Annotated in this window: 18 protein-coding genes; 14 read left to right on the top strand and 4 right to left on the bottom strand. The window is 67.7% G+C overall.

Annotation, left to right across the window (positions count from 1 at the left end; all coding sequences use genetic code 11):
- The first annotated feature begins 3 nt into the window (after positions 1-3).
- The 4 genes from ASH02_RS22150 (at position 4) to ASH02_RS22135 (ending at position 3,344) form a co-directional block, all read left to right on the top strand.
- Entirely contained in the window at positions 4-726 is a 723-nt protein-coding gene (locus tag ASH02_RS22150; protein WP_056683500.1) for a hypothetical protein, read from the top strand.
- Positions 727-832: 106 nt separating this feature from the next.
- Positions 833-1,978: an acyl-CoA dehydrogenase family protein gene (locus ASH02_RS22145; protein ID WP_057295466.1), complete on the top strand. Its 1,146-nt coding sequence runs from the start codon at positions 833-835 to the stop codon at positions 1,976-1,978.
- Positions 1,979-2,108: 130 nt separating this feature from the next.
- The gene (gene thpR, locus ASH02_RS22140; RefSeq protein WP_057295465.1) at positions 2,109-2,687 is read left to right on the top strand and encodes an RNA 2',3'-cyclic phosphodiesterase; all 579 of its coding nucleotides are present in this window, start codon (positions 2,109-2,111) and stop codon (positions 2,685-2,687) included.
- A 42-nt stretch (positions 2,688-2,729) separates the two neighbouring features.
- Positions 2,730-3,344 (top strand): ACT domain-containing protein, encoded by a 615-nt coding sequence (locus tag ASH02_RS22135; RefSeq protein WP_056683490.1) that lies wholly within the window; start codon positions 2,730-2,732, stop codon positions 3,342-3,344.
- A gap of 14 nt (positions 3,345-3,358) precedes the next feature.
- On the opposite strand, the gene ASH02_RS22130 is transcribed toward ASH02_RS22135, so the two are convergent.
- Positions 3,359-3,796, bottom strand: coding sequence for a nitroreductase family deazaflavin-dependent oxidoreductase (locus tag ASH02_RS22130; RefSeq protein WP_057295464.1), 438 nt, complete (start codon positions 3,794-3,796; stop codon positions 3,359-3,361).
- A gap of 56 nt (positions 3,797-3,852) precedes the next feature.
- On the opposite strand from ASH02_RS22130, the gene ASH02_RS22125 reads away from it, so the two are divergent.
- From ASH02_RS22125 to ASH02_RS22095, 7 genes are all read left to right on the top strand, one after another.
- Positions 3,853-4,788, top strand: a complete 936-nt coding sequence (locus tag ASH02_RS22125) for a 1,4-dihydroxy-2-naphthoyl-CoA synthase (protein ID WP_057295463.1) — start codon at positions 3,853-3,855, stop codon at positions 4,786-4,788.
- Positions 4,789-5,070: 282 nt separating this feature from the next.
- The gene (locus ASH02_RS22120) at positions 5,071-5,502 is read left to right on the top strand and encodes a nuclear transport factor 2 family protein (RefSeq protein WP_057295462.1); all 432 of its coding nucleotides are present in this window, start codon (positions 5,071-5,073) and stop codon (positions 5,500-5,502) included.
- 64 nt (positions 5,503-5,566) lie between these two features.
- Positions 5,567-6,334: an SDR family NAD(P)-dependent oxidoreductase gene (locus tag ASH02_RS22115; protein ID WP_156393673.1), complete on the top strand. Its 768-nt coding sequence runs from the start codon at positions 5,567-5,569 to the stop codon at positions 6,332-6,334.
- Between the two features lie 297 nt (positions 6,335-6,631).
- Entirely contained in the window at positions 6,632-7,228 is a 597-nt protein-coding gene (locus tag ASH02_RS22110) for a TetR/AcrR family transcriptional regulator (protein ID WP_057295461.1), read from the top strand.
- On the top strand, positions 7,228-7,587 hold the full coding sequence (locus ASH02_RS22105) for a DoxX family protein (RefSeq protein WP_057295460.1): 360 nt from the start codon (positions 7,228-7,230) through the stop codon (positions 7,585-7,587). The genes ASH02_RS22110 and ASH02_RS22105 overlap by 1 nt, the downstream gene beginning before the upstream one ends.
- Positions 7,588-7,672: 85 nt before the next feature.
- Positions 7,673-8,152, top strand: coding sequence for a YbaB/EbfC family nucleoid-associated protein (locus tag ASH02_RS22100; RefSeq protein ID WP_056683467.1), 480 nt, complete (start codon positions 7,673-7,675; stop codon positions 8,150-8,152).
- Positions 8,153-8,161: 9 nt separating this feature from the next.
- Positions 8,162-8,737, top strand: a complete 576-nt coding sequence (locus tag ASH02_RS22095; RefSeq protein ID WP_057295459.1) for a hypothetical protein — start codon at positions 8,162-8,164, stop codon at positions 8,735-8,737.
- Positions 8,738-8,820: 83 nt separating this feature from the next.
- On the opposite strand, the gene ASH02_RS22090 is transcribed toward ASH02_RS22095, so the two are convergent.
- Positions 8,821-9,885 (bottom strand): hypothetical protein, encoded by a 1,065-nt coding sequence (locus ASH02_RS22090; protein WP_056891589.1) that lies wholly within the window; start codon positions 9,883-9,885, stop codon positions 8,821-8,823.
- Between the two features lie 37 nt (positions 9,886-9,922).
- Positions 9,923-10,222, bottom strand: a complete 300-nt coding sequence (locus tag ASH02_RS22085; RefSeq protein WP_056683459.1) for a type VII secretion target — start codon at positions 10,220-10,222, stop codon at positions 9,923-9,925.
- Between the two features lie 172 nt (positions 10,223-10,394).
- On the opposite strand from ASH02_RS22085, the gene ASH02_RS22080 reads away from it, so the two are divergent.
- Entirely contained in the window at positions 10,395-10,961 is a 567-nt protein-coding gene (locus ASH02_RS22080) for a DUF4333 domain-containing protein (protein WP_235539098.1), read from the top strand.
- 89 nt (positions 10,962-11,050) lie between these two features.
- Complete coding sequence (locus ASH02_RS22075) at positions 11,051-11,749, top strand: NAD-dependent deacylase (RefSeq protein ID WP_056683454.1); 699 nt, start codon at positions 11,051-11,053, stop codon at positions 11,747-11,749.
- Here ASH02_RS22075 and ASH02_RS22070 read toward each other — a convergent pair.
- Positions 11,727-12,506, bottom strand: coding sequence for a TetR/AcrR family transcriptional regulator (locus tag ASH02_RS22070; protein ID WP_056891587.1), 780 nt, complete (start codon positions 12,504-12,506; stop codon positions 11,727-11,729). The two genes, ASH02_RS22075 and ASH02_RS22070, sit on opposite strands and share 23 nt — an antisense overlap.
- Before the next feature lie 103 nt (positions 12,507-12,609).
- Between ASH02_RS22070 and ASH02_RS22065 the strand changes: the two genes are divergently transcribed.
- On the top strand, positions 12,610-14,727 hold the full coding sequence (locus ASH02_RS22065) for an MMPL family transporter (protein WP_057295512.1): 2,118 nt from the start codon (positions 12,610-12,612) through the stop codon (positions 14,725-14,727).
- The last annotated feature ends 6 nt before the right edge of the window (positions 14,728-14,733 follow it).

The following is a 14,733-nucleotide window of genomic DNA, read 5'->3' as shown; positions in this document are numbered from 1 at the left end:
ATCATGCGGACCCCCAACAAGGCCGTGGCGCTCGTGGCACTCGCGGCGCTGGCTCCCTTCGGACTTGCCGGCTGCGGCGACGACTCCGGCGACGACTCCGACGGCGGCAGCAAGAGCTTCGCCGACCAGTCGGCGGAGGAGATCAAGGACGCGACCATCAAGGACATGCAGGACGTCTCCTCGCTGACCATGACCGGCAACTTCACCAACGACGGCCAGGAGACCGCGCTCGACCTCACCACCGACGTCGACGGTCGCTGCACCGGCACGATGACCATCAACGGTGGCCAGGCACAGATCATCTCGACCGGCACCGACTCCTTCCTGAAGGCCGACGAGGCCTTCTGGACGGCCAGCGCGGGCGACACTGCTCCGCAGATCATCGCCGTGCTGGGCGACAAGTGGGCCAAGCTCCCTGCGGACAACGACTTCGCGGAGGTCTGCGACCTCGACCAGATGCTCGACGAGTTCAACGACACCGACGACGACAAGAAGGCGACGGTCGGTGACGTGACCGAGATCGACGGGCAGGACGCCGTCGAGATCAAGTCGGAGGACGAGAACGGCGAGTCGAGCACTGCGTGGATCGCCGTCGACGGCAAGCACCACATCCTCAAGCTCAGCACCAGCGAGGGCGACGAGCCCGGTGAGTTCACGTTCACCAACTACGACGAAGAGGTCGACGCCCAGGCGCCCGCCGACGACCAGGTCGTCCCGCTCGGCTGATCCCGGTGCGGTGACCCCAGGGGTGTGCTGACGGCACCATTTCGCCCGGGTCCTTGGTGCGAACGCACAGGGCGCAGTCCGGTTACCAGCAGGTAGGATCGGGCGCATGAAGCGCACCATCTACGACGCCGACCACGATTCCTTCCGCGCCTCCGTGCGTGAGTTCCTCGAGCGTTCCGTCATCCCGAACGTCGAGGAGCACGCCGCCAACAAGGCGCTGCCGCGCGAGTTCTGGCTCGAGGCCGGCAAGCAGGGATTCCTCGGCCTCTCCATCCCCGAGGAGTACGGCGGCGCCGGCGCCGACGACTACCGCTTCAACGCGGTGCTGTTCGAGGAGCTCAACAAGGTCAACGCGGCCCTGGGCTCCTGCCTGGGCATCCACGCCGACATCACTGCGCCGTACCTCGTCGAGCTGGGCACCGAGGAGCAGAAGCAGAAGTGGCTCCCGGGTGTGGCCGCCGGTGAGGTCCTGCTGGCCATCGGCATGACCGAGCCGTCCGGCGGCTCCGACCTCGCCGGGCTGAAGTCCACCGCAGTCCGAGACGGCGACCAGTGGGTGATCAACGGCTCCAAGACCTTCATCACCAACGGCTACTCGGCCGACCTGGTGATCACCGCCGTACGCACCTCGCCGGAGAAGGGCGCCCGCGGCATCACGCTGTTCGCGATCCCCGCCGACGCCGAGGGCTTCAGCCGCGGCCGCAAGCTCGACAAGGTCGGCCAGGACGAGTCCGACACCGCCGAGCTGTTCTTCGAGAACATCCGCCTCGGTGACGACCACATCGTCGGTGAGCTCGACGGCGGCTTCATCCACATGATGCAGAAGCTGCCGCAGGAGCGGCTCGGCTGCGCGATCTCGAACGTCGCGCACGCCAAGCAGATCCTCGAGGAGACCCTGCAGTACACCAAGGACCGCAAGGCGTTCGGCCAGGGCATCGGCTCCTTCCAGCACAACAAGTTCCTGCTGGCCGAGCTGTTCACCCAGATCGAGGTGGCCGAGTCCTACATCGACCAGTGCGTCGTGGCGCACGACAAGGGCGAGCTCTCGCCGATCGACGCCGCCAAGGCGAAGTGGTGGTCCTCGCAGGTGCAGAACGACGTGCTCGACCACTGCGTCCAGCTGCACGGCGGCTACGGGTTCATGAACGAGTACCGCGTGGCCCGCGCCTGGCGCGACGCCCGCGTCTCCAAGATCTGGGCCGGCTCCAACGAGATCATGAAGGAGCTCATCGGCCGCGATCTGGGGCTGTAGTTCTCGATACTCCCTGACGTTTCGGCCCCTGAATGGCGATAGTCCCTGACGTTCCGGTCCCGCGAGGGGCCGAAACGTCAGGGACTATCGCGTCCTGAGGACCCAAACGTCAGGGACTATCGTGATTTGGGTGAGGGTGTTCGTGGCGGTGGTGCCGCCGGCGGAGGTGCTCGAGGACCTCGAGGATTTCCTCGAGCCGCGGCGTGAGGCGGCCGACTTCCGGTGGACCGTGCCCGACCAGTGGCACCTCACCCTGGCGTTCAGTCCGGCCCTGGCCGAGCGGCACCTCGACGACCTGGTCGAACGGCTTGGTCGCGCCGCGCACCGGCGTACGCCGTTCGACCTCCGGATCGCCGGCGGCGGAGCCTTCCCGGGCCCTGACCGGGCGCGCGTGCTGTGGGCAGGCGTGGAAGGAGATGATGCCGCCCGCATCGAGCTGGACCGACTGGCGACAGGGGCCCGCGCCGCAGCGGCGAAGGCCGGAGCCGAGGTCGACGGCGGGCGGTTCCGCGCTCACGTCACGCTGGCCCGTCTGGGCCGACCGGCGGAGGTCTCCAACTGGGTCCGCCTGCTCGATGCGTACGCCGGCCCGACCTGGACCGCGCACGAGATCACTCTCTTCGAGTCCCATCTCGGGGAGGGACCGAGACGCCGCCCGCGCCATGAAGTGGTGGAGGTGTTCCCCCTCGGGAGGAAAGCCAGCGCGTGAAACGGCAATGTTGCCGAAACACCGGGCCGATACAGTCGAGTCATGCCGTTCCTGCTCCGTGTCGAACTGCCTGACGTCCCCGGCTCACTGGGACGGTTGGCGACCACGATCGGTGAGGCAGGCGGTGACATCGAGGCGATCGAGATCGTCGAGCACCGCCACGACGGCACCGCGGTCGACGACGTGCTGCTCGAGATGGCGCCGGGGAGCATGCCCGACTCGATCGTTTCGGCGTGCAACCAGCTCGACGGCGTGCAGGTCGTGTGGATCTCGCGCTACGCCGCGGGCGGCAACCTCGTGCTCGACCTCGAGGCCGTCGAAGAGCTGACCTCGCACCCGACGCAGGCGCTGAACCGACTCGTCGACCTGCTGCCGCTGACGTTCCGGGCCGACTGGGGTGCGCGGGTGCGTCGTACGCCGGACGGGGTGGTCCGCGTGCACGGCACCCCTGCGGCACCCGACACCGTCGAGTGGCACGACGTCGACCGGGCCACGATCGTGCCCTCGGGCGACGAGAACAACCTGCTCGCGGCGGCGCCGTTGATGTCGGACGAGCTGATCCTGATCGGACGCCGCGGCGGACCCGACATCCTCGAGTCGGAGCTCGCCCGCCTCAGCCACCTCGTCGGGCTGGCCGTGAGCATCTCCCGCTCGTAGGCCGCACGACAGGATCAGACGCGTTCGAGCAGGAACAGCGGGATCTCGCGGTCGGTCTTCTGCTGGTAGTCGGCGTACGGCGGGAACGCGTCGACCGCGCGTGTCCACCACTCGGCACGTTCCTCGTCGGACGCCAGGCGGGCGACGTATTCGTGCGGCTCGGGGCCGTCCTGCAGGTCGACGTGAGAGTCGGCGACGAAGTTGTGGAACCACTCGGGGTGCTCGGGGGCGCCGCCCTTGGAGGCGACGGCCGCGTAGACGCCGTCCTTCTCGACCCGCATCACCGGGTTCTTGCGCAGCTTGCCGGACTTGTGGCCGCGTGAAGTGATCACCACGATCGGCCGGCCGTCGGCAAGCGTGTTCGCCTCCTCGCCGCCGGAGGCCTCGTAGGCGGAGACCTGGTTGCGGACCCACTCGGCAGCGCTGGGCTCGTACTCACCTTGAAGTGTCATGCCTCTACAACAGCACGGGCGGAACGCGCATTCCACGGGGCCGATAGCCTGCGCCCATGAGCGCGATCGACGGAGTCTCCGAAATCTTCGATGCCGAGGCGTGGGACGTGGTGCCCGGCTTCGACGACCTGACCGACCTGACCTATCACCGCGCGAAGGCGCACGGCACCGTGCGGATCGCCTTCGACCGCCCCGACGTGCTCAACGCGTTCCGGCCGCACACGGTCGACGAGCTGCTGCGGGTCCTCGAGCACGCGCGTACGTCGGCCGACGTCGGCTGCGTGTTGCTGACCGGCAACGGGCCGAGTGGGAAGAACGGCAAGTGGGCCTTCTGCACGGGCGGCGACCAGAGGATCCGTGGCCGTGCGGGCTACGAGTACGAGACCGACGGCCACGTCGACGCGGGTGCCCCGCCGAACCCGATCGACAAGGCCAAGCTGGGTCGCTTGCACATCCTCGAGTGCCAGCGGCTGATCCGCTTCATGCCCAAGGTCGTGATCTGCCTGGTCAACGGCTGGGCGGCCGGCGGCGGCCACTCCCTGCACGTGGTCTGCGACCTCACCCTCGCCTCCCGCGAGCACGCCCGCTTCAAGCAGACCGACGCCGATGTCGGCTCGTTCGACGGCGGCTTCGGGTCGGCGTACCTCGCCCGCCAGGTCGGGCAGAAGTTCGCCCGTGAGATCTTCTTCCTCGGTGACGAGTACGACGCCGAGGAGATGCACGCACTGGGTGCGGTGAACCGGGTCGTCGACCATGCCGACCTCGAGAAGGAAGCCCTCGAGTGGGGCCGCAAGATCAACCGCAAGAGCCCGACCGCCCAGCGGATGTTGAAGTACTCCTTCAACATGATCGACGACGGCCTGGTCGGCCAGCAGCTCTTCGCCGGCGAGACCACTCGCCTGGCCTACATGACCGACGAGGCCGTCGAGGGTCGCGACCAGTTCCTCGAGAAGCGCGACCCCGACTGGTCCGAGTTTCCCTGGTACTACTGATCGCCGCCGGTGGTTGAGCCTGTCGAAACCCGCAGGTCAGAGGCCTGGAGGTCCTCGTCTTCCAGCAGGTAGATGGTGGCGAGGAGGGTCCGAATCTCGCGCTCATCGGACATCTGCTGAATTTGACGCACGATCTGAGCTAGCTCGGGTGGGGCCGAGCCTGGCGGCGAAGTACCCCACACGGGGACTCTGCTTCTCGATGAGTGGGAGAGGGCACGACTCCAGTATCAGGCGTTGCTTGGATGTGACACGGATGAGTCGAATCCTCGAAGGGACGTTGAAGTGGACCTGCTCGAACGCGCAGCGCATGTCGTCTTGATCTCCGACTTGGTCGCCAGGTTGGCCCAGGCGGCCGACCTCGGAACGCTTGAGGAGTACGGCGCGCTGCTTGCAGAAGACTTCACCTGGGAGATGCCTGCGTCGCCGGACATCGACCTTCCAGCCCAAGTCCGAACCGGCCGCGAGAGTGCCCTCATCGGCGCGCAGGAAAGACGCGATGCCGGGATCCAGGGCCCCGGAACAGGAACGTTCCACGTCATCACCACCGTGTCCGTCGACCCGGGACCCGACGAGGCAACGTCCATGGCGTACTGGCACTACTACACGCATGGCCGGGAGATGCCCGTACTGCAATCGATGGGCGTCTACCGCGACCGGTTCGTGCGGATCGACGGGACTTGGCTCATTGCGTCCCGACAGATCAGTCGACCCTGACCCACTCAGACGCAGCTCTGGGTCACATGTTGCTGCGATCCGTCAACACCCGAAGGGGATGACCATGTCCACCTCGAACACGCCTGGTGCAATCATCGTGACCGGTGGCACCGGCGGCATCGGTGCCGCGATCTGTCGCAAGCTCGCAGCCCCCGGCGCCAGAATCGCACTGACCTATCGCAGCCGCACCGATGCGGCAGACGCATTGGTGGAGGAGCTCCGATCCCTCGGTGCGACCGCGCGCGCCGACGCCATCGATCTGCAGGATCCCGAGGCGACGGCGGCCTACGTCAAGGATGTCGGTGAAGGTTGGGACGGTGTGCGCACCGTCGTGCATTCCGCTGGCCCCCACATTCCGATGATCCATCTCTCCAAGGTCAGCCCGGGCCAGTTCGGCCAGGCGCTCAACGCCGAGGTCGCGGCGTTCTTCAATCTGATCTCGGCATCGCTGCCGGCGCTGCGTTCCTCCTCAGGGACCGTCGTTGCCGTGACGACCGCTGCCACCTCGCGCTATCCCGTCCGGGACGGCATGTCTGCCGGTCCCAAGGCTGCCGTTGAATCGCTGGTGCGTGGCTTTGCCGCCGAGGAGGGTCGGTTCGGGGTCCGGTTCAACAGCGTCGGTCCCGGCATGCTCACCGACGGCATGGCAGAGCGCCTGATCTCGAGCGGGGAACTCGAGCCGAGTGCCTTGGAGATCACGCGTGGCAACATCCCCCTCCGACGTTTCGGTGTTGCTGACGACATCGCCGAGGCCGTTGCCTTCCTGGTCTCGGATCGCGCGAACTTCATCACCGGGCAGAAGTTGGACGTCGACGGCGGGTACGGCGTCTGACGCGCTCACCCTCGGTGATCGAGAGCGGGAGACTGGGAGAGCGGTGAGCAAGGCGAAGGTCTTGGTGGTCGGCGGCACCGGGCTGATCGGCTCGTGGGCGGCGGTGGAACTCTGGGACCGCGGCCACCAGGTGACCCTTGGCGCACGGCCTTCGTGCCGAGTCCGTGCTGAGCTGACCGTTCGCCCACGCGCACGACGTCATCGCATGTCGCGTGCGTGACGCCTTGACGGGTCAGGGACTCGCACCTATTGTCTGAACATGTTCAGTGAACGTGTTCAGTCAAAGATGGTCGCACCGTGGTGACCCGCGACGAGCTGCGACAGGCCACCCACGACAAGGTGATGGCGTCCGCGGAGCGGCTGTTCCGCGAGCGCGGCTACCGGGCGACGACGGTCCGGGACATCGCGACGGACGCCGGGGTCAGTGTCGGCAGCGTGATGACTGTGGGCGACAAGGCCCAGCTGCTTGTCGCGATGTTCGACAGGTCGATCGAGCAGATCCACGTCGGGCGCAGGCGTGACGGCGTTCCGGAGGGCCCATCGGGGCCCGGCGGTAACCCGGCGGATCGCATTCTCGAGGTCGTCGCACCCTTCCTGGAGATCTTCGCCGAGGACGCCCAGCTGTCGCGCGAGTACAGCGCCATCCTCACGAGTGGTGATCACGACTCGGCTCTCTTCCACGGCCTGGCTGACGACCTCGTTCGCGAGTTCTCCGTCGTCCTGCAGGAGTCCGGGATGGGCTCCAAGGACGTTCCGGTCGCGGCGAAGGCGATCTACTTCGCCTACCTCGGCGCGATCCGCGCCTCCGCCGCCAGGGGAGGCGTCGCCGCTGAGCAGTCGCTCGAGGACATGCACGCCGTCTTCACCTACATCGCAACCCCGAGAGGAAAGTGATGTCCGTGCTTCCGGAGCCCTGGTGGCCCACGGCGCTCCTCGCCGCTGCCCTGTTCGGTGACGCGATCCTGTCGATTCGCCCGCCGAAGTTCATCCGCGACTGCCTGGACGGCGTGAACCTCCCACGCGAGTGGTGGTGGGTGCTGATCTGCGTGAAGCTCCTCGCAGTCGCTGGACTGCTCATCGGCATCAAGGTCGAGGGCGTCGGTCTCGCGGCGAATGTCGGTGTGATCGCCTATTTCCTGGCGGCAACATACGCGCACCTCAAGGCAAGGTTCCTCAAGCAGGAGTTCTGGCTCAACTGCCTGGGGATGCTGCTCTTTGCTGTTGCGGTCCTGCTGTACTCATTCGTCCTCTGAGCCTTGTAGACAGGGGTTTGTGCGTCGCGGGTGCGCGGTACGGTGAAGACGAAAATGCCCACCCCGTGTTTTGGAGATTTCTCGGATGTCATTCCACGACCAGCTTCATCGCTATCTCGAGCAGGCAGAACAGGAGATGCAGGAGAACGAGCGGAAGCTCGGTGAGTTCCGCAAGATCGAGCCGCAGCTCGCCGAACTGGTCGGTGAGGGGTTCGGGGCCGAAGGCAAGGTCCGGGTGACCTGGACCCAGCGCGGCATCCAGGACCTCGAGTTCGATCCGCGTGCTCTTCGGCTGACGTCCGGCATCCTCTCGCGCGAGGTCAAGGCCGCGATCGCGGAGGCCGTGGAGCACCTGCGCGACCAGACCATGGAGATCGTCAACAACCTGGGCGTCAAGACGCCGGAGATGCCCGACCCCGAAGAGGCGCAGAGGCAGCTCGGTCGGTTCCGCGAGGAGATGATGGGCGCGTTCCGCCTCAGCGGCGAGGAGCTCGACCGGGTGGCCCGGCTGCGGCAGCAGTACAACCCGTCGAAGCGGGGCGACCGTCCCGGCAGCGCCGGCTGAGGTACGGCGATGTCCTACCCGCCACCGCCGCCTCAGTGGCAGGGCGGACCACCCTCGACGACCACGACCGGCGCCCCGTACGGCGAACCCGTCTCCGGCCTGCGTGCCTGGTCGGCGGGGCTGCTCGACTGGATCGCCCTGGCCGGGTTCTTCGTGTTCTGGTTCGGCCTCGGGATCCTTCTCGCTGAGTCCGACGACGATCGCTCCACGTTGTTCATCGGGCTCGGCATCGGCATCGGGATCCTCGGTGCCGTGGTCTGCCTCTTCGTCGAGGCTCGGCTGGCGGTCAGGCACGGCTCCACGGCAGGGCATTTCCTGCTGGGAGTTCGACGCGACCCGGCTGTCTCCATCGGCTACATCGTCGCCCTCGAGTCATTCCTCGAGTTCTGGTACGACACCGTCCTCGGCACGCTCGGTCGTCTGGTGGACCGCGTGTTCCCGAGCCGCCGAGACGGAGCGGCGGCAGGCACCGGCCTCGTCCGCGACCCACGGTCCCAATCGGCCGGCGGTCGCTGTGCGCGCGTCGTACTCGCCCTCTTGATCATCGTGTCGCCGGTGCCGCTCGTGCTCGCGATCCTGGCCTGAGCCCCGACCCACGCAGGAGCCCTGACCACGCAGGAGCCCCGGCCCACCGAAAGCTCGGTGGACCGGGGCTCCAACTGTCGCAGTCAGCCGCTGTAGGGACCGCTGTCCGGCTTGTCCTCGCCGAACAGGATGTCGCCGCCCTTGTTGCCGGCGTCCTCGGCGTGCTCGCCCAGGTGATCGTCGACCCCCTCCTGGATGGGGTCGTTGTTCTTCCCCAGGTAGTCCTCCGGGTTCGCAATCCGGTTGCCGAGGTCGACCGGCCACGGGCTGAGTGCTTCGATGCCGCTCCCGGCCAGGTTCTTCACGCCCTGCTCGATGGTCATCTCGACCGTGGCCCGGGCCAGGTCGGTCCACGCATCCTCGTCGCCGTGGCTCTCCTGCTGTCCGGCGTTGATGAGGGCCCCGCCGACAATGCCGGCAGCCGCCGCAGACAGGACTCCGAGGAGAACGTAGGAGCCGATCTTGAGGCTGCGGTTGCAGGCGATCGCCGTGGCCAGGCCTTCGGCGTAGATGACCTCGGACGGGCCGAGGTTTCCGACGATGCTGGCGACGGCCGCGTAGAAGAGGCTCGCGTTGGCGAACTGGATGACGCCCACGATGCTGCAGCCGAGGGGCCAGGCGCCGAGGGGGACCACGCCGGCGACCAGGGACCATCCCACGATGGTGGCGAACAGCTCGGCGTCCCCGATCTGCTGGGCCAGCTCACCGAGCTCCTTGTTGAACGCCTCGCGGTCGTCACCCGACCACTGGTCCGAGGTGAGGCTGGAGGTGAGCTGCTCCAGGCGCGAGCGGGCCTGCGAGAGCTTGTCCGCGGCATCGAACCACTTGTCGGCTGCCTCGCCGACCGCGAAGGGCGCGCCCAGCCCGTCACTCATGATCCAGGCAGTGCCGTTGTTGAACTTGAGGCCCGGGTTCTTGTTGAGCCCGCCGAGCGTTCCGCGCCGCTTCACGATGCCGTGACGGCCGAGGGTTCCACCATCGCCGATCGCCGGGAACGACTTGGCGGCCTGGGTGAGGGCAAGGTCCGCGACGATGGACAGGGGTGGCGGGAGCACGTTGATCGGGAAACAGCCTGCATAGATGCAGAACCCTTGGTTGACGCGGACGGCTGCCTCTACTCCTGCGTCGACGCCTTCGCCGATGCTCACATTCGCTCCTCAGTCGTTGGGGTGGTGGTGCGCGGGGTCAACGGATGACTCGTACGGTCGAGGCTTCCTCGGCCTCTTCCCACTGGTCTGCGGTTCGGTTCAGGCGGCGCTGGATCGAGGCGACCTGGGCGGCCTGCTCGTAGGCGTCGTTGCCGGCGTACTCGATGGCGCCGAGGAAGGCGTAGGCCAGCGGCTGGCCCGAAGGGCTGAACGCATCGGCCTGGGTGTCTGAGTCGGAAATTGACTGCTGTGCTGCAGCCAGGAGGGTGATGACATCGTCGAGCTCGGTGGCCAGTCGCCGCAGGGACGGCGGGTCGACACGGACTTCTCCGCTCATGGGGACTCCTCGATCGGGGTTGTGTGCTCCGGCCCGTACCCGTCCTCGGGACACTGAAACATCGTCCAGCGACCGAATCGCTCCGCTCCGGGTACGGCGTACGCATGATTCTGCGGGAGTCGGGAAGGGTGGGGCCGTGACTCACCGACACCAGGGGACTTCCATGCGCACGATGACGCTCACGACCACACTGGCTGCGATCGCCCTGGTGGCGCTGGCCGGCTGCTCGGACGACGGCGGCGGCAACGGCGGCGGGGGCGACGACAAGGACGTGATCGCCGGCAAGGACGTGGCGGCCAAGGCGGAGACGGCGCTCGAGAGCGAGGTCGACAACCTCGCTGAGGGCGGCTTCGAGTGCCCCGACGTCGACCGTGAGAAGGGCGCCACCGCCACGTGCACGCGCACGAGCGAGGCCAGTGGCTACTACCTCGTCGTCGACGGGCAGGTCGAGGTCAGCGAGGTCTCGGGTGACGACTTCGGCCTCGACGTGCAGATGGAGGACGCCGCCAAGGAGTTCGGCCAGACCGCGGAGTCGATCGAGGCGGACCTGTCGACCCAGGCCGAGAGCAAGTTCGGCGAGGCGCCGCAGTCCCTCGAGTGCCCCGACCTGCCCGGTGAGGAAGGCGCCACGATCACCTGCTCCCTCACGGTGGCGGGCGAGGACAAGAGCCTGGAGGTGACCGCCACCGAGGTGGACCTGACGAACTACACGATGAGCTACACCTTCGCCGAGAAGTGAGCACCGTCGGGCCGGTGGCCGCGCGACACCCCGTCGTACGCATCCTGAAACGGCGGTGACGCTTCGCCGGTTCCCTCTATGGTGCAGGGGTGAATGTCGTCGTGCTGACCGGTGCCGGAATCTCCGCGGAGAGCGGCGTGCCGACGTTCCGCGACGCCGACGGCCTCTGGGAGGGCCATCGCGTCGAGGACGTCGCGACCCCCGAGGCGTACGACGCCCGACCGGCCATGGTGCAGAAGTTCTACGACGACCGCCGGGCCGCGTTGGCCGGAGTCGAGCCGAACCCGGCGCACCTCGCGCTGGCCCGCCTCGAAGAGGTGATCGGCGACAACCTGCTCCTGGTCACCCAGAACATCGACGACCTGCACGAGCGCGGGGGCTCGCGCCGTGTGCTGCACATGCACGGCGAGCTGCTGTCGGCCCTGTGCCGGGGCTGCGGCAGGCGCTCCCACTGGACCGACGAGCTCAGCGACTTCCCGCCGTGCCCGCGGTGCGGGGTCAGCGAGCTGCGGCCCGACGTGGTCTGGTTCGGCGAGATCCCCTACGAGATGGACCGGATCCAGCGCGAGCTGATGGCCGCCGACCTCTTCGTCTCCATCGGTACGTCGGGGGCGGTCTACCCGGCGGCCGGTTTCGTGCAGATGGCCAAGGCATGTGGCGCGCGCACCCTCGAGCTGAACCTGGTGCCCAGTGAGGGCACGTCGTTCTTCGACGAGGCGCGGCACGGCAAGGCCGGCGAGCTGGTGCCGGTCTGGGTCGACGAGGTCATGTCGCGCGCAGCCCTGTGACATTCAGCCCTGTGACGATCAGCGGCTCGAGCCGGTCGAGCTCGTCGGCGAGGCCGAGGAGCGTGGCCTGGGTGCGGAACATCTGGCGGAACAGCACACCGCTCTCGATCATCCGCGGGTCGAGGTGTCCGAACACCTCGAGCGTGACGGTCCCGTAGAGGGCGGCCCACGACTGGGTGAAGACCCACAGCAGCCCGCGCATCTCGTCGGGAATCTCGAGTGGGACGTCGGGCATGATCGGGTCGCGCAGGATCTGCACGAGGTCGTCGTCCAGTTCGTTCAGTGGCGGGAACGGGGTGTCGTACTTCTGCCAGATCTGCACCAGCAGGTCGTTGAACAGGGCTCCCGAGGCGGAGGCCTTGGTCAGCGTGGTCTCGGTCAGGGTCGGGTCCATGCACAGTGAGGCGACGTCCATGTTCGCGAACACGACGGAGAACTCGTTGCGCGCGGTGAGTGCCCAGCGACGGAACGCGACTGCAGCGGCGGTGATGCGGGCCGCGGGGTCGTCGACCGGGTGGGCGTCGCGGGCTGGTTCGAGGAACTCCGCCGACATGGCGCTGTCGATGCCGATCGCGACCACGCGCAGCAGGTCCTGGTAGGACTCGACGTAGCGGTAGAGCGCGGGCGCGGTCATCCCGATCCGTTGGGCCACGGCCCGCAGCGACAGCTCGCCTCCCTCGGCCAGGATCGCGCGCGCGGCGGCCACGATCTCGTCGAGGGTCGCTTGCCGCTGGCGTTCGCGGCGTTCCTTGGCCATGGTCACGAATTTCCTCCCGGGGGCGGTTGACGCGACGAGTTTACACTGTTTACAGTTAACGGCGTTAACTAATCTGACACCTCGTCACAAAGGGATGGTCGTCATGGAGCGTTGGGGTGCGATCGTCGCCCGCAGGGCAGTGCAGATCCTCGTCATCGGCGTGCTCGCGGTGCTCGGCGCGGGCGCCTACGGGGCCGGCGTCTTCGACTCGCTCTCCCAGGGTGGCTTCGACGACTCCGCCAGCGAGTCCTCGAAGGAACTCGCCCACGAACGGGCGGTGTTCGGCAACCAGACCGTCGACGTGGTCGCGATCTACTCCAGCGACGACCTCACCGTCGACGACGCGGAGTTCGAGGCCGCGGTGCGCGACATGGTGGCCGACCTGCCCACCGTCACGACCAGGATCGTGAACTACTACGACACCCCGTCGGAGGCCCTGGTCAGTCACGACAAGCACGCCGTCCAGGTGCCGATCTCTCTCGAGGGCGACACCCAGAACGAGCTCCTCGAGAGCTGGGACGCGCTGGAGCCGCACCTCGAGGCCGACGGGCTGAAGACCGACGTGGCCGGCGCCTTCGCGGTGTACGGCGACGTCAACGACATCACCGAGAAGGACCTTGCGCAGGCCGAGACCATCTCGGCGCCGTTCGTGCTGCTGCTCTCCCTGCTGATCTTCGGCAGCCTTGTCGCCGCCTCGATGCCGGTGCTGGTCGGGGCGATCGCGGTGATCGGCGCGCTGGCCGTGGTCCGGCTGCTCACCGTGTTCACCGAGGTGTCGGTCTTCTCCGTCAACGTGATCACCCTGATCGGGCTCGGCCTGGCGATCGACTACGCCCTCTTCATCATCAGCCGCTTCCGCGAGGAGCTTGGCCGCCTCCCCGCTGACGACCCCGACGCCTCGGCGACCGCGATCAGGACGACCATGACCACCGCCGGACGCACCGTGCTCGTCTCGGGGCTGACGGTCGCGGCCGCCCTCAGCTCGCTGATGGTCTTCCCGCAGAGCTTCCTCAAGTCGATGGGGTACGGCGGCATGGCGGCCGTGATCGTGGCGATGGTCTCCGCGCTGACGGTTCTTCCGGCGGTGCTGCGACTGCTCGGACGCCGGGTCGACGGCGGTCGCCTGCCGTGGCGCCGGCACCGTCCGGTCTCGGTGGGCAGTGACCACGGCGCCTGGGCCCGACTGGCACACGGCGTGATGCGGCGCCCGGTGGTCGTGACCGTGCTGGTCACCGTCGCCCTCCTGGCGATCGCGTCCCCGTTCCTGGGCGTCAAGTGGGGCAGCGTGGACTATCGCGTGCTGCCCTCCGACGCGCCCGCGCACGTCGCAGCCGACAAGCTCAACACCGACTTCGGTCCCGAGACCTCCAGCGCCAACCTGCTGCTCGACGGCACGTCGAAGGCCGACGTGGCGGCGTACGTCCGCGAGGTGGAGGGGATGCGCGCCCCGGTGACCGTGGAGCCGGTGGCCGACAAGGGCGACGTCACGCTGTTGAGGGCGACCTGGCGGGGCAACAGCCAGTCCCAGTTCTCCCAGGACGTGGTGGAACGGATCCGGGACGTCGAGCCGGGCAGTGGGTCGGTGCAGGTCGGCGGGCTCTCCGCCTCGACGGTCGACCTGCTCGACTCCGTGGGCAGCCACCTGCCGTGGATGGGCCTGATCGTGATCGGCGTGATGCTGCTGCTGCTCTTCCTGGCCTTCGGGTCGGTGGTGCTGCCGGTCAAGGCAGTCGTGATGAATGCGATCTCGATCACAGCGTCGTTCGGAGTGGTGACCTGGATCTTCGCCGACGGTCACCTGGAGGGGCCGCTCGGATTCGAGTCCCAGGGCTACCTCGACGCCACCCAGCCGATCCTCATGCTGGCCATCCTCTTCGGCCTCTCGATGGACTACGAGGTCTTCCTGCTCTCCCGTGTGCGGGAGCAGTGGGACCTCACCCACGACAACGACCAGGCGGTCGCCACCGGACTGCAGAAGACGGGGCGGATCATCACCAGCGCGGCGCTGCTGCTGGCGATCGTGATCGGTGCGTTCGGCCTGAGCGGCATCGTGTTCATGAAGATGATCGGAATCGGCATGCTGGTCGCCCTGCTGCTGGACGCGAGCGTCGTACGTGCCCTGCTGGTGCCGGCGACGATGAAGCTGCTCGGCCGATGGAACTGGTGGGCGCCGGGACCGTTGCTGCGGTGGTGGGAGCGCTTCGGCCTCAAGGGCCACTGACCGGAT

Source organism: Nocardioides sp. Soil796 (assembly GCF_001429525.1).
Lineage (GTDB): Bacteria > Actinomycetota > Actinomycetes > Propionibacteriales > Nocardioidaceae > Nocardioides.
Note: the sequence above shows the minus strand (reverse complement) of the source record. Positions and strands in the feature narration are given on the sequence as shown.